This is a genomic window from Acinetobacter sp. GWC1_38_13, assembly GCF_001767535.1.
Taxonomy (GTDB): domain Bacteria; phylum Pseudomonadota; class Gammaproteobacteria; order Pseudomonadales; family Moraxellaceae; genus Acinetobacter; species Acinetobacter junii.
The window spans coordinates 3,586-28,139 of sequence record NZ_MELG01000081.1; the positions used below are offsets into that span (position 1 = coordinate 3,586).

A 24,554-nucleotide genomic window follows, 5' to 3' on the forward strand; every position below is an offset into this window, starting at 1 on the left:
TCAATTACAGCATGGTTACGCAGTGGAAATTCGCTTTGGAATGCCTAAACCTTTAAATTGCAAAATAAAGCCTTATATATGCATGCATAGATCAAGGTTTTGGATAAACTGATGTCAAATGAAACGAAACATGTAGTAAATCGAATTGGTAAAACAGACCAACTCTATTTAAGTGAAAATACACCTGAACTTGCTTTAGAAAGAGCTGACTTACGTCTGCAATTGGTTGTACTCAGTCATGTCCGTCAAGAACAATTGCATTTCTTGCAAGAAGCCATCGTGCTACTTGAGCAAGCTCGAATTGAATTTGAGGAAATGCCATTAAGCCTTTATCTTGATCTCTCGTTGAATTTAGCCAAAGCTTATATGATTTATTTTGAGCTAACCAAAGAACAACGTTTTGCGATTATTACACAGCAAATCCTAAAGCCTCTCGCTCACTACGATCATCTAGATATTTACTTCTTTTTGGCTTATGCATCTGCAAGTAAAGAAGAGTTTGCGATGACTCGACATTGGTTAAAAAAATATGTGGCATGTGTAGATCACGACTTGCAGTTGTTAAATGCACATCCAGCTTTTAATCAAGCCCGCCAAGAAGAATGGTTCATAAGTTTAATCCATAAAAAAGCTCACTGATGTGAGCTTTTCTTATTAAGTTGTACTATCAACATGTAGTTGCTGATTCAACTCATCTATCACGATAGCCCATTCATCATCTTTATCCCAATGACTCTTAAGAAAGTCTCGTTGCCCAGCACTCCAAAAATCAGCTTCGTGTAATTTCTGGCTAGCACTCAATTGATGAGTTTTAATAAAGTTTTCCATCGAAACTTCATCTGCATCAAGCCCCAATTGTTCAAATAAAAGTTCAAGTGTTGGTTGTTGTTCAAACATTTTTTCTTCTCCTTAGGTAAAACCCATCTAATAAATAATCTAACAATAAACTGTATTAACTTGCAGGCATATCTCTATATTTTCTTGTTGTATTTTGTTTCTTAAAATAAAAAAGCACTCTACAAGAGAGTGCTTTTCATAATTTATCAAAATGACAAATTATTTAACCATGTCAGCAATCGCTGCACGTTCTTCTTCTAACTCGTTAAGAGTGAAGTTGATACGGTCACGGCTGAATTCATCAATTTCTAAACCTTGAACGATTTTGTATTCACCGTTTTCAGTTGTTACAGGGAAACCAAACATTACACCTTCAGGAATTCCATAAGAACCGTCAGAAGGAATACCCATAGTTACCCATTTGCCATTTGTACCTAACGCCCAATCACGCATATGGTCAATTGCAGCGTTTGCAGCAGAAGCAGCAGAAGACAAACCACGTGCTTCGATGATCGCAGCACCACGTTTACCAACTGTTGGAAGGAATACATCTTTATTCCATTCAGCATCGTTGATTTTGTCTTTTAAGCTTACACCATTTGCAGTTGCAAAACGGTAGTCAGCATACATAGTTGGAGAGTGGTTACCCCAAACAGTCATGTTCTCGATGTCAGAAACTGCAACGCCAGCTTTTTGAGCAAGTTGAGTTAATGCACGGTTGTGGTCAAGACGCAGCATAGCTGTGAAGTTTTTCGCTGGAAGATCTGGAGCAGATTTCATTGCGATGTAAGCATTTGTATTTGCTGGGTTACCAACAACTAATACTTTAACATCACGGCTAGCAACTTTATTTAAAGCTTGACCTTGACCAATGAAGATCTCGCCATTTACTTTCAATAAGTCAGCACGTTCCATACCAGGACCACGTGGACGTGAACCTACTAATAACGCATAGTCAGCATCTTTAAATGCAACTTCTGGATCATCAGTCCCGATCATGCCTGCCAATAATGGGAAAGCACAGTCATCAAGTTCCATCATTACGCCTTTAAGCGCTTGTTGAGCTTTCTCAAAAGGAACTTCAAGCAATTGTAAAATTACAGGTTGATCTTTACCTAACATTTCACCGCTAGCGATACGGAATAATAAGCTATAACCAATTTGACCTGCAGCGCCTGTAACGGCAACACGAACGGGTTGCTTCATGTGATATTCTCCAATGAGATGCGTTAGCACGATTGAATTCTTTTGTTATTCAACCGAATTATCATAAACGGCAAAGATTGTACTCTAAAGCGAACGCAGATGCATGTAAAAGAGAATGGATTTCAACAAAAGTCTGATAGAAAATACAAATTAATTCAGAAAAAAAGCTTAATAACTTCCTTTAATTGTAAATTCACTTGGACATCCTGTGACCACATGACTCGAACACTGTTTGTACTGACCGTTTTTCTGATAGCACACTCGAATCTCAGTCAAAATAGAGTCAAATTTGGATGCTTGGCAAGTAAATCGAATTCCATTGGGTGGTAGAGAAGGATTTAGTTTAGTGAATTGCTGCCTTAAATTTTCTTTTTGTACTTCAATCGTATTAGGGCTAGTCAAATCAGCAGGTATTTTTAACCGTTCCGCAAAATTAATAATCGTTCTGAAATATTGACTCGCATTCATTGGCACACAGCCACCGACATTTTGCCAAAGTTGTACCCGTGCATTTTCATCAGGCATCACACGTGCAACCACTTTAGCTTGTAGGGGGGATAATTTAGCCGATGATTTTGTTTGACAGTCTCGACCAACAGGAACTTCAGGTAATAAACTTGAGATCGTCAAAGAATAACCTTCTAAACATTTACGTTGTTTTTGGCGTGAAGAATCAAATGAACAGACAGCAGGTGTCATTTGGACATGCATCACATATCCAGCAATATCAGCTTTGTCCGCTGCATATAATGGAACAGCAAATGAAAGAGCTAAATAACAGATTAGTATCTGTATAGCCCTAAACATTGATTCCTTCATCAAGCACATTGATTTCATCAAATACAAAAACTTCATTATCTCAAGTTCAACGATGCCATGCGTTAAGGTTCATTACGTACAGGAATAATACTCATACGTTTTTCCAGAGATTGAGGTCCCTGCCCTAACACTACCCCATAGTGTGTTGCATTGGTCATGACATGTTTTACATAGTCACGTGTTTCTAATAAAGGAATTGACTCAGTGTATTGATCAGCCGAAATTGGTTGAAAATCAGGTTGCCAACGACGTGCACGATTTGGACCAGCATTATAACCCGCTGTCGCAAGCACTGCATTTCCGCTCAATTGACCATGAATCATCGAAAGATAAAATGTCCCATATCGAATATTCGTGTTCATTTCACTCAATGCCGCAGGGTTATAGGTTTCTCCCATTTGTCGAGCAATCAATTTGGCCGTGTTTGGCATGATCTGCATCAAACCACCAGCCCCGACATGCGACCTCGCTGTGGTCACGAATCGACTTTCTTGGCGCATTAAACCATACGCCCAAGCTGGATCAATACCAGCATTGTAACTATGACTAGTCACATTACTACGATGCGGCGTTGCAAAACGGTAGGTATCATTGTGTCGAGTGCTGGTTCGATCAGCCGCATAAATTGCTCGATCATACCAGCCCATATCATGTGCGCGCTTAGCAGCCGCCAATAATAAACCATCGTCTTTTTGTAGATAAGCCTGTCTGACAGCCCAGTTCCATTCTCTATTGGTATAATTGGCAGGAGCATTAATATCACGTAAAGCGAATGCACGTCTAAAGTGAATATTTTGGTTTAAACGCTGAATATCTTGTGCGCTTGGTTGTTCATTATAAGGTTGATGATTGTATCGCTCACCTAAACGATCTTTAGCAAGCAAGTTGTGATAATCATCACCAGCTTGCGCTAGTTTGCGATAAATTTGTTGAGCTGCTAACTTCGAGTCTTTGTCATTTCTTTGCTCTGATGCGCGAGCCAACCAATATTGCCAACGATCTTCTTGTTTTTGTGTGACCGACATTGAGTCTACTGCACGAATTACACTTTCCCATGCACCAAATCGCACCGCTTGACGCGCATAAATTTCAGCTTCTTCAGGACTAAATGGATAACCATAACTCTTATCAAATGCATTTAATACTTCACGATTAAAACCATTTTTCATTACAGTTGTACCACCAACATAGCCGATAGTACGATACAAATATTTTTGTACTGGACTTGGTAAATCTTGAGCAACACGTTGCACATTGCCTAAAGCATTAGTTAAATCACTATCTGCTACGCGACCTAACGCAAAAATTAAATAGGCGTAATCCGCGTCATTGGCTTTTGGCGCACTCCATAGGTACGCGAGAGGATTAGATTGAATTTGATTAAACTGGGCCAGAGATAAACTTAAACCCATAGTTTGTGCAGTTGCGATTGCTTGCCCCGACTGACCAGCTCTAAGTTGTCCCCATAAACGTTGTTGACGATCTTGAGCAGTCATTAAGGGGCTTGATAACATCATACGCCCCAAACCATTACATGATTCAGGTTGGGTATTTGTTGCCAACCAAATATCCTTATATTCTGCATAAACCAAACTATCCCCAGTTTGAGCTCGAACCTGCGCCACAGCACAACTTTCGTCTTGATCAGGGTTCGTTACATAACTGAGGACTGGTTTTGCCTCACTAAAGTTCGCTTGTTTTACCTTTTCTTCAACATAATCTGCTGCTAACTTTTCAGCCATTGCAGACTTTGGATAACGTTGCGCAAAATTGATAATTGAAGATGCTGGCTGAAACCCAAGATTACTATTCAATTTCCAATATTCTGGGTAGTAACCCAAAACATCATTTTGCATCTCATATTGGTACTGATCGAGCAATGCGGTATTCCCCGCATTCGCAGCACGTAAAGCATCATTAAACTGATCATCTAAAGCATAAACAGACGAACACGCAAGCAAACCACCAACAACAAAACTACGTTGTAAGATTTTCTTGTTATTTAGTTTTATTTTGAGGTGTGGAACTGAATTGTGTTGCTTATTCATCTTCATCGATACATTTGCCTAATTTCGCCTGCGATTATAGTTTAATAACTCTCAAGTCTTTCTATTGTTGTGTTATGTAACTTGCTGATTCATATTCATTAAAATTCACGTATTTTCATCCACAAAGTGTCCATTTTAGTCATTTTTTTATTCTCAGCGTACATTCAAAAATGCTGCTATAATCCGCGGTTTGTTTAAATCCACCTCGTTTAGGAGCCTGCATGACGGTTCAAACATTCACTCCTAGTGCTACAAAAGCTGCCTCAGAAAACACTGTTACCCAGCCAACGCACACCACTGATGTTTCAATGAAGAAGTTATATATTGAAACTCAAGGGTGTCAGATGAATGAGTATGACAGTCATCGTATGGCAGATTTGCTTGGCGACTCACACGGCTACGTTCTGACCACAAATCCAAACGAAGCTGATATCTTGTTAATGAACACTTGTTCAATTCGTGAAAAGGCGCAAGAGAAAGTCTTTAGTGAGCTTGGTCGCTGGCGCAAACTGAAAGAACAAAATCCTGACCTAGTGATTGGTGTCGGTGGCTGTGTTGCTTCTCAAGAAGGTGACAACATTCAAAAGCGCGCACCTTATGTCGACATGGTATTCGGTCCACAAACCCTACACCGCTTGCCACAAATGCTTGATCAGCATCAAGCCCAAGTGGAAAAGCCAAAGAAAGAAAAAATCAAATTAGTTGATATTTCTTTTCCAGATATTGAGAAATTTGATTTCTTACCTGAACCACGTGTTGAAGGTTTTAAAGCATTTGTCTCGATCATGGAAGGCTGTTCGAAATATTGTTCATTCTGCGTAGTCCCTTACACACGCGGTGAAGAAGTTTCGCGCCCTCTCGATGATGTGTTAGCAGAAATTGCTGGATTGGCAGAGAAAGGTGTTCGTGAAATTAGCCTGCTTGGTCAAAATGTAAATGGTTATCGTGGTGAAACCTTTGAAGGTGGCATTTGCACATTCCCTGAATTACTGCGCTTAGTTGCTGAAATTCCAGGGATTGGTCGTTTACGTTATACCACCTCTCACCCATTAGAGTTTTCTGATGAGTTGATTCAATGTTATCGTGATTTGCCTCAGATGGTTTCGCATTTGCATTTACCTGTACAAAGTGGTTCAAACGATGTATTGCAAGCCATGAAGCGCAATCACACGATTGATGTCTACATCGATAAAATCGCAAAACTACGCAAAGTTCGCCCTGATATGCATTTATCAAGTGACTTCATTATTGGCTTCCCTGGCGAAACGGATGAGCACTTCGCTGAGACTTTGCAGTTTATTAAAGATTTAGATTTTGACCACTCTTATAGTTTCGTTTATTCAAAACGTCCTGGTACACCTGCATCTGAACTTCCTGATGACACTCCAGAGCAAGTGAAAAAAGATCGTTTAGCACAAGTACAACAAGTGATTAAACAATCTAGTATCGATAAAACTGATGCGATGCTGGGTAAAATTGAACGCGTACTGATTGAAAAAGTTTCTGATAAAGATCCAAATCTTCTGATCGGTACAGCGGACAACACTCGTCTTGTTACTTTTATCGGTGATGCAGCTTGGGTTGGACGTTTTGCTGAAATTGAGATTACTGAAATCAAAACTTTAAATTTAGTTTATGGTGAACTCTTGAATCTTGAACCTGACGTGGCGTAATGTAAGGGTATTCTTACAAGACAACATAAAGGGTTTCTCTTGACTGCAGCGATTCGACGTACAGTAACGTTCCCTGAAATTTCCATGGAACGTTTAAAAAGCATGCTCGGTGCGTATAACGGGCATTTAAAACAAATCGAACAACGTTTAGATGTCAAAATAACTCACCGAGGCGATGCCTTTTACTTAGACGGTGATATCGAAGCGGTCGAACGAGCCGAAGCACTTTTGCAACGGCTCTTTCAAGAATCTGAAATTTCTTCTCAAATCAGTGCGGATGTACTTCATTTAATGATTCAAGGATCTCAAACTGATCGTGAATTTTTGGATGACTCTGATCAAGAACATACTGGGCTTGATAACGTTTGGCTACAAACGCGTAAAGGCCGCATCAATCCACGTGGCGCAAATCAAAAACGCTATGTACAACGTATCTTACAAAGCGATATCTCCTTCGGTATAGGGCCTGCGGGTACAGGTAAAACCTATCTTGCAGTCGCTGCAGCAGTAGATATGCTCGAACGTAATGAAATTCAACGTATCTTACTGGTACGTCCTGCAGTTGAAGCAGGTGAGAAACTTGGTTTTTTACCAGGTGACTTAACTCAAAAAATTGATCCTTACCTTCGACCACTTTACGATGCCCTATATGAAATGCTGGGCTTTGAAAAAGTAGCTAAACTCATTGAACGCCAAGTGATTGAAGTAGCACCTCTCGCCTATATGCGCGGACGCACACTGAATCATTCTTTTGTCATTTTGGACGAAGCTCAGAATACAACGCCTGAACAGATGAAAATGTTCCTTACACGCCTAGGGTTCGGTTCAAGAGCGGTGATAACGGGTGACGTAACACAAGTGGATTTACCTCGTGGTCAGCAATCAGGTTTGGCTCATGCCTTACGTGTTCTTGAAAACGTCCATGAAATTCATATCACGCGCTTCCACTCTCGAGATGTAGTGCGTCACCAACTGGTACAAAAAATTGTCGAAGCTTATGAAGGCTGGGATAGCGAACAACAACGTTTGTCAGCAGAAGCTCGTGCTGAACGCAAAGCGAGACAAGAAGCACTGGTAGCAGAAAATGATGAGAAAGCTGACGCTCAACATTAATGAATATGCTTTTAGTGTGATATTAAAAAAAGGCACTTGAAATCTGTAGGCTCCATGGTCATTACCGAGTTAAGTATATGAGTGTGAGTAGCCTACAGTGATCTAAATGAGGATAGTTTTGTGTTTTGTCAGCAAACTTATGGATCATCAATTTTTTGAAAGATGGCACATGAAAAGACAAATGATGCAACAAATTGGATCAATATGCAGTAAAGCAATCCTCCAGTCTTCTTTCTATCCCATTGAGTTTCACTCTAAGTTTGTAGATGCAATTTATATTTAAGGATCTATTTTGAAAATCAATTTAAGTCTTCAACAAGACTTTCAAGCCAATGATTTACCATTGAAGCGTGGTCAAATCAAAAAACAAATTGAAACTGCATTACGTCATGTTGGTTTTGACGCAGATTGTGAGATTGGCATTGCTTGCGTTGATCTTACAGAAAGTCATGAACTGAATTTGCAATACCGAGAGAAAGACAAACCAACCAATGTCTTATCTTTTCCAAGCGATATTCCAGAAGAAATGCTCAGCTTACTCGAAGCAGAGCCTTTAGGTGACTTGGTCATCTGTATTCCTGTTGTGTTACAAGAAGCAGCAGAGCAACAAAAAACACCAAGTGATCATTTCACTCACTTACTCGTGCATGGGATTTTACATTTACTCGGCTACGACCATGAAACCAGTGAAGCCGAAGCTGAAGAAATGGAAGCTTTGGAAATTGAGATTCTGAAAAAACTTGGGATCAGTAATCCTTACCAAGCTGATGAAAATTAAGCCTGAGTCCTATGTATATCGTTATTTTTAAAGCCACCATTAGACAATTGGATTCTACTTACACAGAAATGGCACAAAAGCTTAGAGATAAAGCAATCGACCAATATCACTGTGTTAAGTTTGAAGCATGTTGTGAAAATGATTTTGAAATAGCGTTGTCTTACTGGAACAGCCTCGAAGATATTCAACGCTGGCAACAAGATGCTGAACATTTAGTTGCCCAACACTTAGGTAAAGAAAAATGGTACCAGCATTTTAATATCGAAATCTGCAAAATCGAACGGACTTACTCAAGTACAAATATAGATTGTGAATAAGCGAGAACTTATCCACAATTTTAAAACGGCTGAATACAATTTCAGCCGTTTTTTCAATTCTTAAAATTGATATCGTAATGTAAAGGTCACATTACGAGGTGCGCCATACACCATCAAATTATCGCCAATGCCAGTATAGTATTTTTTGTCAAAAATATTATTCAAATTGATCTGAGCTTTAATATTTGAATCTATATCATAGCCAAGCATTAAATTTGCTAAAGCATAGGCATCCTGGGTGATGCGTTTGTCACCATCTCCTGTATAAAACTTACTCTTGTAATTTACACCGCCGCCAATACTCCATTTATCTAACTTATATTTGGTGAATAAATTGGCGTTAGTTCTTGAAGACATTGTTTGCACTTCATTACCCTGAGCATCTTTGGCATTGAAATGAGCAATACCAAAACTTAAATTCCAGTTATTGGCAATTTCTCCATCTAACTCAAATTCAACACCTTTGCTTTCGACACCATCAGCACTACGGTACGCTTTTTCTGTTGTTGGTGTTCCATCTGGACTCAGTATAAAACTTCCTGTTTCTTCTGCAACATTATCTTGCTTGGTTTGGAATACCGATAAAGCAGCATTCAGCTTTCCATTTAAGAACTCCCCTTTTAAACCTGTCTCATAACTTTTACCTTCTCGTGGATCAAGGTACTGCTTATCTATATCTCGTTTATCTTCTGGTTTAAAAATACTGGTATAACTCGCATACCAAGAATACTGATCAAGAAAATCAAAAACTAAACCTGCATATGGAGTTACTTCATTTTTGAATTTTCTATTTCCTACACCATCATCACTCTCATATTTCCAGTTTGATAACCGTATGCCTGTAATTAATTTCAAAGGCTCAGCTAAGCTAAATTTACCTGCCAAATAAGCGCCTGTTTGAGTCGTTTTATTAGGAACTTGATAGACATTGTTATTTTGAATCGATCCTAATAACGGTACATTTGGATGATCAAAATCAAGTACCGCATCTGATGCAATTTGAGGATTACCTGAATACCATGTGTCTTTTTGTGCTTGGTTATACATAAAACCTGCCACAATTTCTTGCTCTAAACCACCAATAGAAAAGGGAGCAGAAAGATAAGTATCAATATTATTTTCTTTCGTCTTAGTGGCATCAGACCAAGTCATTAATGTACCTTTACTGGTATTTGTAGTTTTATCGAAACTCCCCCACAAATAGAGCAATGCAGTATCTTGTTTTACTTCACGATATGCATAATTCACATGCAAATTCAAATCATTGAATAGATTTTGTTTCAAGGTTGCAAAGGCTGTGGTGGTGTCCGTATTCCAATAAGTCCAATCAGAAGTTACTGTTTTGGATCGATCAAAATCAACGCGTTGACCATTACTATCAAATGCTGGTAATCCGCCCCACCGTACTCCATCACGCTCTAAGTTTTGATAACCTGCCCCAACAGAGACATAGGTTTTGTCGCTGATATCAGCATCAACCACCCCATATACAACATTATTATTTTTCTCATACCCTTTCATAAAAGAGTCAGTGTCTTCGTGCTTTACCACGACACGACCACGAACTGTTCCATCCGTATTCAATGGTGTAGAAATATCTGCCGAGCTCGTCCATGCATTCCATGAACCCAAAGAAGTACTTACCTGCCCAGTTAGTTCTTTCGCATTAGCATGCTTTCGAATCATATTGATAGCTATTGCTGGGTTACCAGCACCAGTCATTAAACCGTTTGCCCCTTTGACCAACTCTACGCGATCATACATTGTTAAATCAGGATCATTTGCTTCCATCCCCACATTACTGGGAACACCATCAAATAAATAATAGTCAACATCAAAGCCTCGCGCTGTAGGATATTGACGCTCATCCCATTGGTTAACTGACACACCTGTGACATTATTTAATAGATCCTGAAAAGAACTGATATTGGCATCATCCAAATACTCACGAGTTAAAACCTTAACGGATTGTGGCGTTTCACGAAGCGATAGACTCAACTTAGTCGCTGTATTTGCACTCTTGGCCGTATAACTTTGAGTTCCCTCTGTAACTGAGGATTGATCATCTTGTGCTTTGAGGCTAATCGTAGGTAGTGCAACTGTCGATGAAGAGGTGCTGGTTTCTGCAGAGGCAAATGAAGGAAGTAATATCGCCATCGCCAATATAAGAGGATGGGCTTTAAAAGATTGAAAAGTCTGAGATTGATGCATGGGAAATTTCCTTATGCAAAGATATGAGATTTAAAATGCATGCGCCGATCTCCCCCAGAGCATTTACTTTTCAGCACAGGAGCGCATACAAAACAATTAAAAACACAATGCAAATGATAATTATTTTTATTATCAATTCAAGTTTTATTTATGAAATGTAATAGCGTGTTGTAAAAAAAGAAAAATGAATAACAACAAAAAAAGCTATCTAATTGTATTAAATAGCTTTTGATAAATGATTTATTTTTTTAAAATCAATGCACTTCAAACTCAGCATCCACGGGATCAAAACGCCAAGTCCGAATGATACGTAATTCAGAAATATCCTTCTTCATCGTTGAATCAAATGCACCAAAAGGGGCTCCACGGCGCACTGAAGCCTTAGCTGCTTCATCTAAAATAGAATGTCCCGAACTCTCAATTAAACGAATTGCACGTATCCCACCCTGTGAGTTCAGAATAACCATTAATCTAACTTCACCCGATAACCGCTGTTGTTTAGCAGCATCTGGGTAATAGCGATTTCCGTACAGCTCAACTTTTTGGCGGAATTTATCTAGATACGCAGCAGAAGCATCCTGTTTAGCTTGAATACCATCTACCGTTTTAATCCGTTGTTTACGGCTAAAATTTTGTTGTCGTTGTAAATACTGAGCTTCAAGACTAGCAACCATGGCAGCTTTTGCTTGGAACTGACTTTGTAAATCCTCTAAGGCTTTTTTACGCTCGCTTTGTTCTGCCTGTTTCTGCCAGCTTAATACGGTCATTAAAACTTTTTCTTCAAATTTTAACTCGCGCTTTTGCTGAATTTTTTCTAAGCTTTCAAACTCAGTTTCACCAGTAGTCGCATCAGCCTGCATCGGTGAAGGCATATCACTCGACATGCGATGTGCTTCTCGAAACTCACCTGAACCCTTTTGATCAGCTTGAGCGAGAAAATCAGCATTTTCTACTTTATCAGTACTAGGGCGAATTGAAACTGCGATTTCCTTTGTGGAGGTATCGGATGGAGTTGGCATAGTAAACTGTACCGCAAGCACAGCCAAATGCAGAAGCAATGCTAAAATCACAGCCCCTACAAAAATTGAGTCTTGCCACCAATGAGATGACAACTCCGAACGAAAATTTATTTTATTCCACATGGCATCTTAGCGGCAAAAATTGCCTCATCCCCAACGGCAAAGCCGTATAAAAAGCCGAACCAGTATTCAAAATTTTACAAAAATATGATCCACTTATAGTTACAGTGTATCCATACCATCATTTTATGAAAATGTAGCAATTAATTTTGCTACACTGCAAGTCAGAAATTTATTTTTATTTTTTAGTTATTACAAAGATCGTGGCATTGCTATCTAAAACAATTCACTTTCTGGAACAACTTTTATGCAAACGCTAATTTCATCTGTTGTTAAACGTCTACGTAAAGTTTACCAAAAAGCCGAAGAATTCATCGAAGAAGAAAGAGAGTTTTCGCTTTCACAAGTATTTGTGAACGCGACGATGGAGCGTTATGTCACCGAAAAAGTTGAAATCATTAAAGACCTGCATGCTGATTTATATGATGGCTGGTTAAGACTGTACTCGACGATAGACGTCAAAGGTCTACATACCACCCTTTCTGTTGATTTAAAGCTGTTGCAGATGGAAATGAATAAAGATGTTCAACTTATGGTTTTTGAGCAAATCAGTAACACTCAAGTGATTGAGGCGAGTTTCAAAAACATTTTCCAAAAATGGGGCTTTCATCTTGCGATTTGGTATTACCAAAAGTTTCGTGAGGCAGATCCTTTAGGGAAAATTTTAGAACACTTTGAAGTCGTAACCGTAAAAGATGATTTACTTTATCTAGATTTAAATCGCTGGTTTAGTAAAAAGCCAAGTATTATTGAGACCCTGAGTAAGGTGCATGTAAATCGTGCACGTGTCCGACCAGCAGAATTAATTGTTTGGGGAAATGTGAATCTTACAGCGATCCTCTCCCCATCCAATGAATTTGATGAGGAAGATGATTTAGATATTAGCGAAGTTACTCCAATCCAGCAAAAAGACTCAAAAAGATAATTCTAAACACCCTGTGGCAGCATGTTATTTATACTCTGCCACAGAAAACTCCAACTTCATGATTAATACGAAAAATTAACAAGCGCTCAGTAAAAAACCTGATCTTTTCTTCATAATCTACAGGCATAATAACAACAAATCGTAATGATATCTGGATGATCCCATCAAATGCTCATCCAAAGGACACAATGCTATGACAAACAAATTTACTAAGTTTTTGAGTATTGCAACGGTAACTTCTGCAACACTTGCTTGTGCAAGCTTCTTTAGCCATGCCTATGCAATGGCGCCATTCCAAGCGAGCTATCAATTTAGTTATAACAACAAGAATTTGGGTTCAGCAACTCGTACATTATCTCAGCAAGGCAACAACTGGACCTATAAATTTGTTGCTAAAGCGGGTGGTATTGCTTCTGCATCTGAAACCAGTCAATTTGCTTTCTCAGATAACAAAATCACTTCACAAAAGTTCAGTCGTACCAGTAAAATTTTAGTGCACAACAACACGATGAATATTAACTTCAATCCAACTGCTAAAGTGATTAACACCCAAAAAGATGACAAGAAACGTTCTTTTGCTTGGCAAGCTGGTGTTTTGGACGAGTTAAATGCTGAGTTACAAGTTCGTGAAGATTTAAAAAACGGCAATACCTTGCAACCACGTTATTATATTTCGGATGCGAAAGGTGTCGATGAGCGACGTTTTATTAAACAAGGCACTGAAAGTATTAAAACCAGTTATGGGACATTTAATACGATCAAAGTCGTATTACAACACAGCAAACCTGAACGCAATACCGTATTTTGGTTAGCTCCAAAATTAGATTATCTTCCTGTAAAAGTGACACATAATGATGGTAAATCATCCTATGGACTATTATTGACTGGCTATTCGGGCAAAACCAATTAACCATCTGGTCAATTTTAGCTTGCAATTTTTTGGATGCTTTTTAAAATATGCCTTTGCTTGAAAAAGCATCCGTTTAGAGGATTCTCCCGTGTACGCTTTAGAACAGAAAATCTTAAATGAAGGTATCGTTCTATCTGATCAAGTATTGAAAGTTGACGCTTTCTTAAATCACCAAATCGATCCTGTGTTAATGCAACAGATTGGTAAAGAGTTTGCTGCGCGTTTTAAAGATGCAGGCATTACTAAGATTATTACCATTGAAGCATCTGGGATTGCACCTGCGATCATGGCAGGTTTAGAGCTTGGTGTTCCTGTGATTTTTGCTCGTAAATACCAGTCATTGACTTTAAAAGATGATCTTTATCGTTCTAAAGTGTTCTCATTCACTAAGCAGACTGAAAGCACAATTGCTATTTCAAACAAGCATCTTAATTCAACTGATAAAGCGTTGGTTATTGATGACTTCTTGGCGAATGGTCAAGCTGCATTAGGTTTAATCGATCTTATTCATCAAGCAAATGCTGAAGTTGTAGGCGTGGGTATCGTGATTGAAAAATCATTCCAACCAGGTCGAGATGTATTACTTGAAAAAGGTTATCGCGTGGAATCTTTAGCACGTGTTAAATCCCTTGCTGATGGCAAAGTAACCTTTGTTACTGAATAAAGATGACTAGAAACAAAGAGCGCTTATAGAGCGCTCTTTGTATTTTTAAAGAATAGAAATATTATAAGCAGGAATAATCAAGTATCATTCCCTATCAAAGATGTTGAGCAGGTTAAGCTGTTTAACATGTAAGTTCACAAACGATTTTAGAGAGCGTTATGCGTACATATTTAGACCTTTTACAACATATCCTAGACAATGGCGGTGACAAGGGTGACCGTACAGGTACAGGTACACGTTCTGTATTTGGTCATCAAATGCGTTTTGATCTTTCTAAAGGTTTTCCATTACTAACCACTAAGAAAGTTCACTTTCGTTCAATTGTAATTGAGCTTCTTTGGTTTCTCAAAGGTGATACTAACGTTCAATATCTCAAAGACAATAAAGTCACTATTTGGGATGAATGGGCAACTGCTGAGCAAACAGCTCGCTTCGGTCGACCTGAAGGTGAGCTTGGTCCTGTATATGGGCATCAGTGGCGTAACTTTGGTGCTAGCCAAAATGAAGATGGTAGTTACCAACAAAATGGTTTTGACCAAATTAAATGGCTCGTCAATGAAATCAAAACCAATCCGAATTCACGTCGCTTAATCGTTTCGGGCTGGAATCCAAATGAGGCAGGTAAGGTTGCTTTACCACCTTGTCATACTCTGTTCCAATTTTTTGTACATGATAACAAACTCTCCTGCCAACTTTATCAACGTAGTGCAGATGTATTTTTAGGTGTGCCATTTAATATTGCTAGCTATGCCCTACTCACCCATATGATTGCACAAGTCTGTGGTTTAGATGTTGGGGACTTTGTTTGGACTGGTGGTGATACACACTTATATGCAAACCACTTTGAGCAAGCCAAATTACAACTTACTCGTGAACCGTTACCGTTATGTCAGTTAAAGCTCAATCCTGATGTCAAAGATATTTTCGACTTTAAGTTTGAAGACATCGAAATCGTAGGATACGAATCACATCCAGCAATTAAAGCACCTGTAGCAGTTTAACGATAAGTGAGATCAAGAAAATGGCATGGCAAGGTATCGAAGTTGTTCACGTTGTCGCAATGGATAAGAACAACTGTATCGGCAAAGGCAATGCATTGCCTTGGCATATCTCTGCTGATCTAAAACATTTCAAAGCGATTACTCAAGGTGGCGTTGTCATCATGGGTCGTAAAACTTTAGAGTCTATGGGTCGCCCGCTACCTAATCGTGTGAATTGGGTGATTACTCGTGATCCATCATGGCAATTTGAAGGTGTAAAGGTCGCTCATAGCATTGAAGATGCCTTAAATGAAGCACTTACAGACGTACAACATTCTGAAAAAGCGTCTTTATTTATTATTGGTGGTGGAGAGATTTTCACTCAAACCCTCAACATCGCTGATCGTCTAGAATTGACTCATGTTGATTTAGATGTACAAGGTGATGCACATTACCCGAAAATCTCTGAGGATTTCCAAAAAGTAAACTCAGAACATCATCAAGATGAAAAATCGCTGGTTAAGTTTGAGTTTGCGACCTATCAAAAATAAATAATGGATCGCACAGGACTATGCAGAATATTGGATCACGTGAGTTTTTTCTCGCTTTAGGAATAGGTCTGCTCCATAGTCTTTTCACCTTATTTGTGGTCCTGTCTAGCGTGTGGTTATGTCTTGCACTTTGGATCCAACAGCCTCTTGGTTCAGTCTTCAGTCGTATTGTGATTGTGGTCTGGACCATTTTTGCTTTAAGTCTAATTGGTGTATACGTTAGTGGTCATCTTTTCAGCCGTCGCACAGATATCATTATTTACTGCCTTGCATTTGCTTGTTCATTGATCTGGTATTTTTCCATTCAAGCGAAACAAGACCGCGAATGGGATCCTGAAGTTGCACAGCAGCTTTACTATGAAAAACAAGGTGATCTTGTCCATTTGCATAATATTCGGAACTTTAGCTGGCATACAGATGGAACCTATGAAATACACTGGGAAGATCGCAAAATAGATTTAAATAAAATCACAGGTGTTAATGTCATTACTTCCTACTGGATGGGTCCACAGATTGCACACACCCTAGTAAGTTTTGATTTTTCAGATCAAAAACCTCTGGTTTTCTCAATTGAAATCCGAAAAGAAAAAGGCGAAGAATTCTCTGCTGTGGGAGGTTTTTTCCGAAAATATGAACTTAGCCTAGTTGCATCAGATGAAAAAGATATTGTGTATACACGCAGTAACGTTCGTCATGAGCAAGTGTATTTATTTCCAATCAAAATGCCCGCAGATCAACGTAAGGCATTATTTATAGAGTATTTACATAAGGCAGATGAATTACGAGCAGAAGCAAAATGGTACAATACTTTAACCAGTAACTGTACTACGCTGGTATTTGATATGGCTCAAGCAATTAATCCCCAACAATTACCTAAAGATTATCGATTGCTTGCCTCTGGATACTTACCTAATTACTTATATGATCTCGAAGTGCTCAACCAAAATTACAGCTTAAAAGATTGGTATCGTTTAACACATATTAATCCTCGTGCTGAGCAATTTGATCAACAAATGGATCAAAGTAGTGAAAATTTCTCAAAAATAATCCGTTTAGGTATTCCAACAGCAGATTAGATTACATACCGACACGAAATCCACAGCCATTCTTCATTTTTTCAATTCGTAATTAAAATAAAATATTCACATGAATGAGGAAATAAAATCATGTTAAAACCATTTCTCATCAGCCTAGGTTTAGCAACTACAGCCATCGTGAATGCATGCGCTACGACAACATCATTAAACTCAACTCAAACGCTTGATCATAGCACTTGGGTTGCAACACAAATTCAAGGCACACAACTTGCTTCAAGTAATAATCCTCATAGCCCACATATTCAATTTGAAAGTTCAACTCAAAGCTTTAGTAGATCAGATGGTTGCAACCGAATTCGCGGTTCATTTAAAACTGAAAATAATCAATTAAAACTTGGACCTGTCATGTCAACCAAAATGGCTTGTATAGGCGATAATGCTGCTATTTCACGCCAATATTTAGATGCTTTATCGCAAACACAACGTTACAGTTTGAAGGCGAATACTTTGCAACTACTCGATCAATCTGGAAAGGTACTGATTCAATTTAACTCATCAGCGCACATACACCATTAAATCTAATTCACCCCATAAAAAGTACAGACTTAACTGACTCTTAGGGCTTTACTTTTTTTTGGGTTCGTTTACTTTAGTAGCATTCTTAAAATAAAAATTGGGGAGTTACATGCAACAAGCTTTATTTGGCGGTGGTTGTTTTTGGTGTGTAGAAGCTGTTTTTCTACAACTTAAAGGTGTTGAAAAAGTCGTGAGTGGCTACGCCGGTGGTCATATTGCAAACCCAAGTTATGAACAAGTATGCCAAGGTGATACTCAACATGCTGAAGTCGTGCAAATTGACTTTGATGAACAGCAAATCAGTTATAGTGATTTATTAAATGTATTTTTTGCCACACATGATCCAACAACATTAAATCGTCAAGGGAATGATATTGGTACGCAATATCGCTCTGTCATCTATTATTTTAATGATGATCAAAAAGCACAAGCACAGCAAATGATTGAAAACCTAATCAGTGAGGGTTTAAATATTGTTACAGAGCTAAGCCCCGTGCCAACGTTCTACCCAGCTGAAGATTATCATCAAAATTTTTATGCGCGCAATCCTTCACAAGGTTACTGCAATTTTAGCATTCCCCCAAAGCTCTCTAAACTACGCTGTAAGTTTACTGAGCTTCTTAAAACAGAATAGACATAAAAAAAGCAACTCGATGAGTTGCTTTTTTAAATCCTAAATCATTTTAATTTTCACTGACAAAGGCAATATCACTCAAACCTGCTTCACTAGCACGCGACATCACCTGAGCAACCGTATCATATTTCGACTCTTTATCTGCACGCAGTTGAACCGTAGGTTTTTGTTCAGCCTGCCCCGCTTCTTGGAAGCGCTTTTCTAGCTCTTCTAAACTTATTATCTGAGCATCCCAAGCAACTTCGCCATTTTGATTAATGCTAATGGTGATGGCTTTCGGCGGTGGATCAATAATTTCAGCCGTGGTTTTTGGCAAGCTTAATGGAATTGATGGGTTAGCAACCGTTGCTGTGACTAAGAAAATAATCATCAATACCAACATAATGTCGATCAGAGGAATGAGATTCATCTCATTCATACCACTGTCGTGGTCTTCACCCAATTGGAAACCCATTTTAAGCTTGACCTCCAACTAAACTTTGTTGAGTCGCTTTAGCTTCGGTTTTCGTCGTGCTTTCTTGTTGCAACATCGTATCGATCAATAAACTATGTGCCTGATCTTGTAAGTCATGTGCTAAACCACGATTGAAACGTACACAGATGTTATAAGCAAGTACCGCAGGAATTGCAACTGCAAGACCAAGACCCGTCATAATCAATGCCTCACCCACTGGTGTTGCTACTTGAGCTAAACCTGCTTGACCGCTCTTACCGACAGCAACAAGCGCGTGGAAGATTCCCCAGACTGTACCAAACAAACCAACGAATGGTGCGATCGAAGCAATGGTACCCAATACAGATACGCCCTTTTCCGCTTGAGACTTTTCAGCAGAAATTTGACGCAACAATGCTTGCTCAGCAACCGCTTTACGTTGTTCAAACGTCAATGGTTGTAGTTTAGATTTGAGCGACGTCAAAGCTTGAGCAAGTTGAGCATAAGCCTGTTGTTTTAATTGGCGAGTTCCCATTAAACGTAGAATAAAAATCGTCCACGTTGCAATCGACATTGCTAAAAGGATGAAATACAGAGTTTTACTTACTGCATCTGCATGTTGCCAATAAACTGAAAAGTTCATATACGAACTCCTGATTTAATCTGTCACAAGGACTCAAATTGATTAAGGATTAAACTCAAACGGTTGCTCTGTTTTAATCGGGTAAGCAACGCCATTTTCCATATACGGTTTAAATTTAGCATTTCGCACTGCACGTAATGCTTTTTCATCTAAATTCGGTAAGCCACTACTACGGGTAATACGTGCCGTAGTCACTCGACCTTTCTCATCAGCTTCAATATACACCGTAATCAAACGAGTCTGATTTTCTAAATCTCTCGGGGTAAATGAAACTTTTGGCGAACGACTCCATTGAATACCAGCACCTCCAATTGAAACACGCTTTGGTGATGGGTCAGCCGCAGGTTGTGGCTTCACAACTTCTTGAACAGGTTGAGGCTTTTCAACCACTTTTTCTGTTACGACAGTACTGACAACTTTCGTTTCAATCTTAGGTTCGACTTTCGGTTCTGTTTTCTGAATCACTTGTTTTGGTGTTTCAGTTTTGACTTGCTGAACTTTTTCAACTTTTTTAGGCGGTGGAGGTAAAGGTTTATCAACAACCTTGACTTCTTTAAACTCTTTTTTAGGTTCAGGTTTTGGTTGTTCTTTCGGTTTAGGTAATTCAGGCTGTGTGACTTCTTTAATTTTAACAAACTTTACTTTTAAAGGCTCTTTTTCGATTGGTCGCAGTTCAATCGTTTTCATGTGACTCACCGCCCACAAAACGCCAGCGTGTCCAATCGCAACTGCAACAAGAGCAGCGATGACTTTCTTTTTCATCGAATAAGGTGCGTTGAATGTAGCAGGAGATTGACTCATAAGAATCTAAGTACCTAATAGATGATGATACTTTCGAAAAAGCGATTTCAATCATCGGATAGAACAATAAAAGTGCCGTAATAATAAATGAGAAGTGTTTTCATTTGCAACTATTTTTTTGTGAATCTGCCGATTAGCTCACGACAAGCCAACAAAATCAATGTTATAACATTACAATAAATACATAAAAAAAAGCACGCGTTTATGCATGCTTTATTTTTTTAATTTATTTATTGAAAAACAACGGTTTTGTTGCCATCAACAATAATACGGTCTTCTAAATGCCATTTGACCGCTCGTGCCAACACGTTACGTTCAACGTCTTCACCAAGCTCACGTAATTGTTCCACGTTATAATCATGGCTTACACGTTCAACGTCCTGCTCAATGATTGGTCCCTGATCAAGATCAGCTGTTACATAATGCGCAGTTGCTCCAATCAGTTTCACTCCTTTCTCATATGCTTGTTTATATGGGTTTGCGCCCACGAAAGCAGGTAAGAATGAATGATGAATATTGATAATCTTCATTTCCCATTGAGCAACAAAATCTTCGCTTAAGATCTGCATATAACGGGCTAAGATTAATAAATCGTTGCCCTGCATCATGTCATTGATCTGTGCATAAGCTTCAACTTTATTGTCTTTATTCACTGGCACAACGTGAAATGGGATACCAAAGTTTTCAACAGCATCACGCAAATCAGGATGGTTTGAAATGACTTGAGTAATTTCACATGGCAATGATCCACGTGCATGACGCCATAAAAGCTCTAATAAAGCATGATCAACTTTTGAAACCAAAATACCAACTTTCTTCAATTCATTTACAAAAGTCAGTTTCCACTGCATTTCATAACGCTCAGCAACGTTAGCAGCAAAGGTTTGCATCAAGGCTTCTTTACGAGATTGCAAATGATCAAGTTCAAATTCAACACGCATAAAATAACGTCCGCCCTGAGCTTCTGTCGCGTATTGATCAAGTGCGGTAATGTTTGCTCCCTGATGATACAAAAAGCTCGATACAGCTTGCACGATTCCCGGCTTGTCTTCACAAGTAATCAGTAAACGTGCTGTATTGGCAGTGGTCGTGTTCATGTGGTTAATATCACTTATTCAAATCAAATTAAAATCAAGCCGAGCATTCTAGCTCTTTTTTGCGTCTGACTAAATACCTGATCACGACTCATCGTCATTTTTAAGGTTGGATAAACTTGCAAACAAATCGGATGGACCAAGTGACCGGAGCAACTGTTCATAAGTTTGACGACTTTCACCCATTAAATATGGTCCTTCTAAAAACACCATCTGTCTCAATGCTTGCCAAACCCACTTTTCTTCTAAGTGTGTGTTATCACTGATATGCCCAGACATGTACAAGAAGTTAGTCCAGTTGGTAAGAACGATCCACAAGTTAATAATCAATGCCTCAATTTCAGAATCGGTCATCTTCATCAGACCAGCATCCACAAAGGCACGATAAATCTTTTGACCTTGTTGCATCACTTGCCCTGCAAATCGCGGGTAGATTTTTCTAAAGTCTTCGTTATTTTCTACAAGATGATAAACATCACGATGAATAAAGCGATAAGCCCAAAGTTGGTTGCTCAACACCTGAAAATAACTAATTTTATCGTTTGCATTGAGTGGACGATCAACGGGTAAGGCTAACATTTCCAATGTCTCAGCCTGATATTGCTGAGCCAACTCTTTGATAATTTCTTGTTTATTACGAAAGTGATAATACAAGTTGCCAGGGCTAATCCCCAGCTCAGCCGCAATATGATTGGTTGTAACCGAACGCTCTCCACGCTCATTAAACAACTGCAAACTGATTTGCAAAATTCTATCTTTAGTTTTGTTCGGTTTAGCGTGCGACATCGTTTTTAACCATCTATAACATTATCAATAGGTTATAAAGCAAACTCATAAAGCGACTTGACACTTTAGAGTATTTACTCTAAAAATTAAAAAATAATAAGCTTTATTTTGGTCCACTCCTATGAACAGTCAAACAAAAACAACCGCTATGACACCTCATGTTGATGTAAAACGGCTACATGATTTGCTTGATCAGCAAAAAGCAGCTTACCAACGCCATCCTGTACCAAGTGCCAAAGAACGTATTGAACGTTTGGCTCGACTTAAAAATATCTTGGTAAAATATCAAGATCAATTTGCTAACGCAATTAATCAAGATTATGGCAATCGTGCGGTAATGGAAACCAAAATTGGTGAAGTTCTTACATGTTTGGAACACATCAAATATTACAGCAAGAATTTAACAGAATGGATGAAACCATCTAAGCGTCATATCAGCATGTTACACCAACCAGCAAAAGGTTGGGTAGAATATCAACCATTGGGCGTGATCGGCGTTATTGCGCCATGGAACTATCCATTATTGCTTTCAGTTGGTCCTTTGATTTGTGCATTGGCAGCGGGTAACCATGCCATGATCAAAATCTCAAGTGCATCATCAAACTTTGGTTATGTTCTTGAAAATGCTTTAGCAGAGGCATTTCCACAAGAGTTGGTTGCTGTTGTAAATGGTGGCGGTGTTATTTCTGATGCTTTCAGCCATCTACCATTTGATAAAATGATTTTCACAGGTTCTACGTCTGTTGGTAAAACAGTGATGGCGGCTGCAGCTGAAAATCTAGTTCCTGTGATATTAGAACTTGGCGGTAAATCACCGGCTCTTGTTCATTCAGCAATGAACATTCGTGATGTAGCTCAACGTATCGCTGTTGGTAAACTTTGGAATGCGGGTCAAACTTGTGTTGCTCCAGACTATATATTCTTACCTAAGGGCAAGACTGAAGACTTTACAAAGCACTATAACGACTTTGTAAATACAATGTACCCAAACCTTCGTGATAATAAAGATTACACCTCTATTATCAATGACAAGCAGTACAATCGTCTGCAAAGCTACTTAGAAGATGCACGTGACCAAGGCGCAACAATTGTTGAGTTGAATACGAAAAATGAATCTTTAACTGACGTTCGCAAGATTGCTCCAACATTGGTTACTGGTGTAACAACTGAAATGCAAATCATGAAGAATGAAATCTTCGGTCCAATCTTACCTGTTCTAGAATATGAACATATTGAAGATGCGATTCAGTTCATCAATAACCATCCACGTCCATTGGCATTCTATTATTTTGATATTGATAGTGCTCGTGCTGAATACGTAGCAAGTCGCACGCACTCTGGGCATTTTGGTATTAACCAAACACTGACCCACGTTGCACAGGATGATCTTCCATTTGGTGGCGTTGGTGCATCAGGTATGGGCAAATATCATGGTAAAGAAGGTTTCTTTAGCTTCTCTCATGAACGTTCAGTCATGTCGAATCCTGTAAGCCCTAAACTTTATAGCTTGAAGTTCATCCTTCCACCGTATAATAAAGCGATGCATAAAGTGCTTTTAAAAACACTATTCCGCTAAGCTGATCAAGGCATGATCTATCACACTAGATCATGCCCTGTTTTTACCAAATTCGCTTGTCTTTTAATCGTATTTTTGGTATAAAACGCCCCTTGAATGATTTCATCCGTTTACTTGAATGGCTAGTTGCACGAAACGGTGCTGTATAAACTAGCAATGGAGTTCACCATGTCTAAGGTTTGCCAAGTTACCGGCAAGCGTCCTATCGTTGGTAACAACGTATCGCACGCAAACAACAAAACCAAACGCCGGTTCGAGCCGAACCTGCACCACCACCGTTTTTGGTTAGAAAGCGAAAAGCGTTTTGTACGTCTTCGTTTAACCACTAAAGGTATGCGTATTATTGATAAATTGGGTATCGAGAAAGTTGTTGCTGATCTCCGTGCTCAAGGTCAAAAGATCTAAGGAGTCTGAACAATGCGTGATAAGATTCGCCTCGTTTCTACAGCTGGTACAGGTTATTTCTATACCACTACTAAAAACAAACGTACTATGCCGGAAAAAATGGAAATCAAAAAATTTGATCCAAAAATCCGTCAACACGTAATTTTCAAAGAAGCTAAAATTAAATAATTTTAGTTCTTTAAAAAAAAACGACTTCTCATGAAGTCGTTTTTTTTACTTTAAATTTCCTATCTTTTAAGATTTCTTTCTCTCACTGTATAAATGCGCTAGGCTTTAGAAAATGTTACAGCAATTTACATGATTTTTTTTGATAAATAAAAAAATTATCATCAACAAATTCGATTTTAATTGCTAAAATTTTAAGCTACTTGCTTTGGCATTTTTTATGCTTATTTTAT

27 protein-coding genes are annotated in these 24,554 nt (G+C 38.8%); 16 read left to right on the forward strand and 11 right to left on the reverse strand.

The genetic code is table 11. The features are described from left to right. The first annotated feature begins 111 nt into the window (after positions 1 to 111). Positions 112 to 639: a hypothetical protein gene (locus tag A2003_RS07960; RefSeq protein WP_112986897.1), complete on the forward strand. Its 528-nt coding sequence runs from the start codon at positions 112 to 114 to the stop codon at positions 637 to 639. Positions 640 to 654: 15 nt separating this feature from the next. Here the strand turns inward: A2003_RS07960 and A2003_RS07965 are convergent, their stop codons facing one another. The 4 genes from A2003_RS07965 to A2003_RS07980 form a co-directional block, all read right to left on the reverse strand. After that, positions 655 to 897 carry a DUF2789 family protein gene (locus A2003_RS07965; RefSeq protein ID WP_004916443.1) on the reverse strand — a complete coding sequence of 81 codons (243 nt, stop codon included), beginning with the start codon at positions 895 to 897 and terminating at the stop codon, positions 655 to 657. A gap of 159 nt (positions 898 to 1,056) precedes the next feature. Continuing rightward, positions 1,057 to 2,043: a malate dehydrogenase gene (locus tag A2003_RS07970; protein WP_004916445.1), complete on the reverse strand. Its 987-nt coding sequence runs from the start codon at positions 2,041 to 2,043 to the stop codon at positions 1,057 to 1,059. A gap of 168 nt (positions 2,044 to 2,211) precedes the next feature. Then, on the reverse strand, positions 2,212 to 2,898 hold the full coding sequence (locus A2003_RS07975; protein ID WP_171057508.1) for a ribonuclease T2 family protein: 687 nt from the start codon (positions 2,896 to 2,898) through the stop codon (positions 2,212 to 2,214). Positions 2,899 to 2,924: 26 nt separating this feature from the next. After that, positions 2,925 to 4,916: a lytic transglycosylase domain-containing protein gene (locus tag A2003_RS07980; RefSeq protein ID WP_201897797.1), complete on the reverse strand. Its 1,992-nt coding sequence runs from the start codon at positions 4,914 to 4,916 to the stop codon at positions 2,925 to 2,927. A gap of 215 nt (positions 4,917 to 5,131) precedes the next feature. On the opposite strand from A2003_RS07980, the gene miaB reads away from it, so the two are divergent. The 4 genes from miaB (at position 5,132) to A2003_RS08000 (ending at position 8,791) form a co-directional block, all read left to right on the forward strand. Next, on the forward strand, positions 5,132 to 6,583 hold the full coding sequence (gene miaB, locus A2003_RS07985; protein ID WP_004958909.1) for a tRNA (N6-isopentenyl adenosine(37)-C2)-methylthiotransferase MiaB: 1,452 nt from the start codon (positions 5,132 to 5,134) through the stop codon (positions 6,581 to 6,583). A 39-nt stretch (positions 6,584 to 6,622) separates the two neighbouring features. Beyond that, on the forward strand, positions 6,623 to 7,696 hold the full coding sequence (locus A2003_RS07990; RefSeq protein WP_004916462.1) for a PhoH family protein: 1,074 nt from the start codon (positions 6,623 to 6,625) through the stop codon (positions 7,694 to 7,696). Between the two features lie 292 nt (positions 7,697 to 7,988). After that, complete coding sequence (gene ybeY, locus A2003_RS07995; protein ID WP_039047584.1) at positions 7,989 to 8,474, forward strand: rRNA maturation RNase YbeY; 486 nt, start codon at positions 7,989 to 7,991, stop codon at positions 8,472 to 8,474. A gap of 11 nt (positions 8,475 to 8,485) precedes the next feature. Beyond that, complete coding sequence (locus tag A2003_RS08000) at positions 8,486 to 8,791, forward strand: antibiotic biosynthesis monooxygenase family protein (protein WP_151959043.1); 306 nt, start codon at positions 8,486 to 8,488, stop codon at positions 8,789 to 8,791. 60 nt (positions 8,792 to 8,851) lie between these two features. On the opposite strand, the gene A2003_RS08005 is transcribed toward A2003_RS08000, so the two are convergent. Continuing rightward, entirely contained in the window at positions 8,852 to 11,002 is a 2,151-nt protein-coding gene (locus A2003_RS08005) for a TonB-dependent siderophore receptor (protein WP_201897798.1), read from the reverse strand. A gap of 254 nt (positions 11,003 to 11,256) precedes the next feature. Then, complete coding sequence (locus tag A2003_RS08010; protein WP_201897799.1) at positions 11,257 to 12,144, reverse strand: energy transducer TonB; 888 nt, start codon at positions 12,142 to 12,144, stop codon at positions 11,257 to 11,259. A gap of 244 nt (positions 12,145 to 12,388) precedes the next feature. On the opposite strand from A2003_RS08010, the gene A2003_RS08015 reads away from it, so the two are divergent. The 8 genes from A2003_RS08015 to msrA all read left to right on the forward strand — a co-directional run bounded on the left by A2003_RS08015 (position 12,389) and on the right by msrA (position 18,418). Further along, positions 12,389 to 13,066 carry a hypothetical protein gene (locus tag A2003_RS08015; RefSeq protein ID WP_157938053.1) on the forward strand — a complete coding sequence of 226 codons (678 nt, stop codon included), beginning with the start codon at positions 12,389 to 12,391 and terminating at the stop codon, positions 13,064 to 13,066. A 193-nt stretch (positions 13,067 to 13,259) separates the two neighbouring features. Beyond that, positions 13,260 to 13,976: a DUF3108 domain-containing protein gene (locus A2003_RS08020; RefSeq protein ID WP_157938054.1), complete on the forward strand. Its 717-nt coding sequence runs from the start codon at positions 13,260 to 13,262 to the stop codon at positions 13,974 to 13,976. Between the two features lie 88 nt (positions 13,977 to 14,064). Further along, positions 14,065 to 14,640, forward strand: a complete 576-nt coding sequence (locus A2003_RS08025) for a xanthine phosphoribosyltransferase (RefSeq protein WP_004916475.1) — start codon at positions 14,065 to 14,067, stop codon at positions 14,638 to 14,640. A gap of 158 nt (positions 14,641 to 14,798) precedes the next feature. After that, complete coding sequence (gene thyA, locus A2003_RS08030) at positions 14,799 to 15,641, forward strand: thymidylate synthase (RefSeq protein ID WP_004916477.1); 843 nt, start codon at positions 14,799 to 14,801, stop codon at positions 15,639 to 15,641. Positions 15,642 to 15,661: 20 nt separating this feature from the next. Then, positions 15,662 to 16,171 (forward strand): dihydrofolate reductase, encoded by a 510-nt coding sequence (locus A2003_RS08035; protein WP_157937965.1) that lies wholly within the window; start codon positions 15,662 to 15,664, stop codon positions 16,169 to 16,171. Between the two features lie 20 nt (positions 16,172 to 16,191). After that, on the forward strand, positions 16,192 to 17,247 hold the full coding sequence (locus A2003_RS08040; protein ID WP_004958878.1) for an Lnb N-terminal periplasmic domain-containing protein: 1,056 nt from the start codon (positions 16,192 to 16,194) through the stop codon (positions 17,245 to 17,247). Positions 17,248 to 17,337: 90 nt separating this feature from the next. Continuing rightward, on the forward strand, positions 17,338 to 17,784 hold the full coding sequence (locus tag A2003_RS08045) for an META domain-containing protein (protein ID WP_201897800.1): 447 nt from the start codon (positions 17,338 to 17,340) through the stop codon (positions 17,782 to 17,784). Positions 17,785 to 17,893: 109 nt separating this feature from the next. Further along, on the forward strand, positions 17,894 to 18,418 hold the full coding sequence (gene msrA / locus A2003_RS08050) for a peptide-methionine (S)-S-oxide reductase MsrA (RefSeq protein WP_004916488.1): 525 nt from the start codon (positions 17,894 to 17,896) through the stop codon (positions 18,416 to 18,418). A gap of 49 nt (positions 18,419 to 18,467) precedes the next feature. Here msrA and A2003_RS08055 read toward each other — a convergent pair whose 3' ends face one another. The 5 genes from A2003_RS08055 to A2003_RS08075 form a co-directional block, all read right to left on the reverse strand. Then, positions 18,468 to 18,872, reverse strand: a complete 405-nt coding sequence (locus A2003_RS08055) for an ExbD/TolR family protein (protein WP_004916491.1) — start codon at positions 18,870 to 18,872, stop codon at positions 18,468 to 18,470. Between the two features lies 1 nt (position 18,873). Then, complete coding sequence (locus A2003_RS08060; protein ID WP_004958871.1) at positions 18,874 to 19,494, reverse strand: MotA/TolQ/ExbB proton channel family protein; 621 nt, start codon at positions 19,492 to 19,494, stop codon at positions 18,874 to 18,876. A 42-nt stretch (positions 19,495 to 19,536) separates the two neighbouring features. Further along, positions 19,537 to 20,295, reverse strand: a complete 759-nt coding sequence (locus A2003_RS08065; RefSeq protein WP_112986890.1) for an energy transducer TonB — start codon at positions 20,293 to 20,295, stop codon at positions 19,537 to 19,539. Between the two features lie 230 nt (positions 20,296 to 20,525). Further along, positions 20,526 to 21,392 carry a formyltetrahydrofolate deformylase gene (gene purU, locus A2003_RS08070; RefSeq protein ID WP_004916496.1) on the reverse strand — a complete coding sequence of 289 codons (867 nt, stop codon included), beginning with the start codon at positions 21,390 to 21,392 and terminating at the stop codon, positions 20,526 to 20,528. Positions 21,393 to 21,473: 81 nt separating this feature from the next. Beyond that, a complete protein-coding gene (locus A2003_RS08075) occupies positions 21,474 to 22,175 on the reverse strand; it encodes a TetR/AcrR family transcriptional regulator (RefSeq protein WP_004916498.1) in 702 nt (233 codons plus the stop codon). Between the two features lie 121 nt (positions 22,176 to 22,296). Between A2003_RS08075 and A2003_RS08080 the strand changes: the two genes are divergently transcribed. From A2003_RS08080 to rpmG, 3 genes are all read left to right on the forward strand, one after another. Next, positions 22,297 to 23,751, forward strand: a complete 1,455-nt coding sequence (locus A2003_RS08080; protein ID WP_005403636.1) for a coniferyl aldehyde dehydrogenase — start codon at positions 22,297 to 22,299, stop codon at positions 23,749 to 23,751. Positions 23,752 to 23,919: 168 nt separating this feature from the next. Next, positions 23,920 to 24,156: a 50S ribosomal protein L28 gene (rpmB, locus tag A2003_RS08085; protein ID WP_004649871.1), complete on the forward strand. Its 237-nt coding sequence runs from the start codon at positions 23,920 to 23,922 to the stop codon at positions 24,154 to 24,156. Positions 24,157 to 24,168: 12 nt separating this feature from the next. Beyond that, a complete protein-coding gene (gene rpmG / locus A2003_RS08090; protein ID WP_003654787.1) occupies positions 24,169 to 24,324 on the forward strand; it encodes a 50S ribosomal protein L33 in 156 nt (51 codons plus the stop codon). Positions 24,325 to 24,554 lie beyond the last annotated feature (230 nt).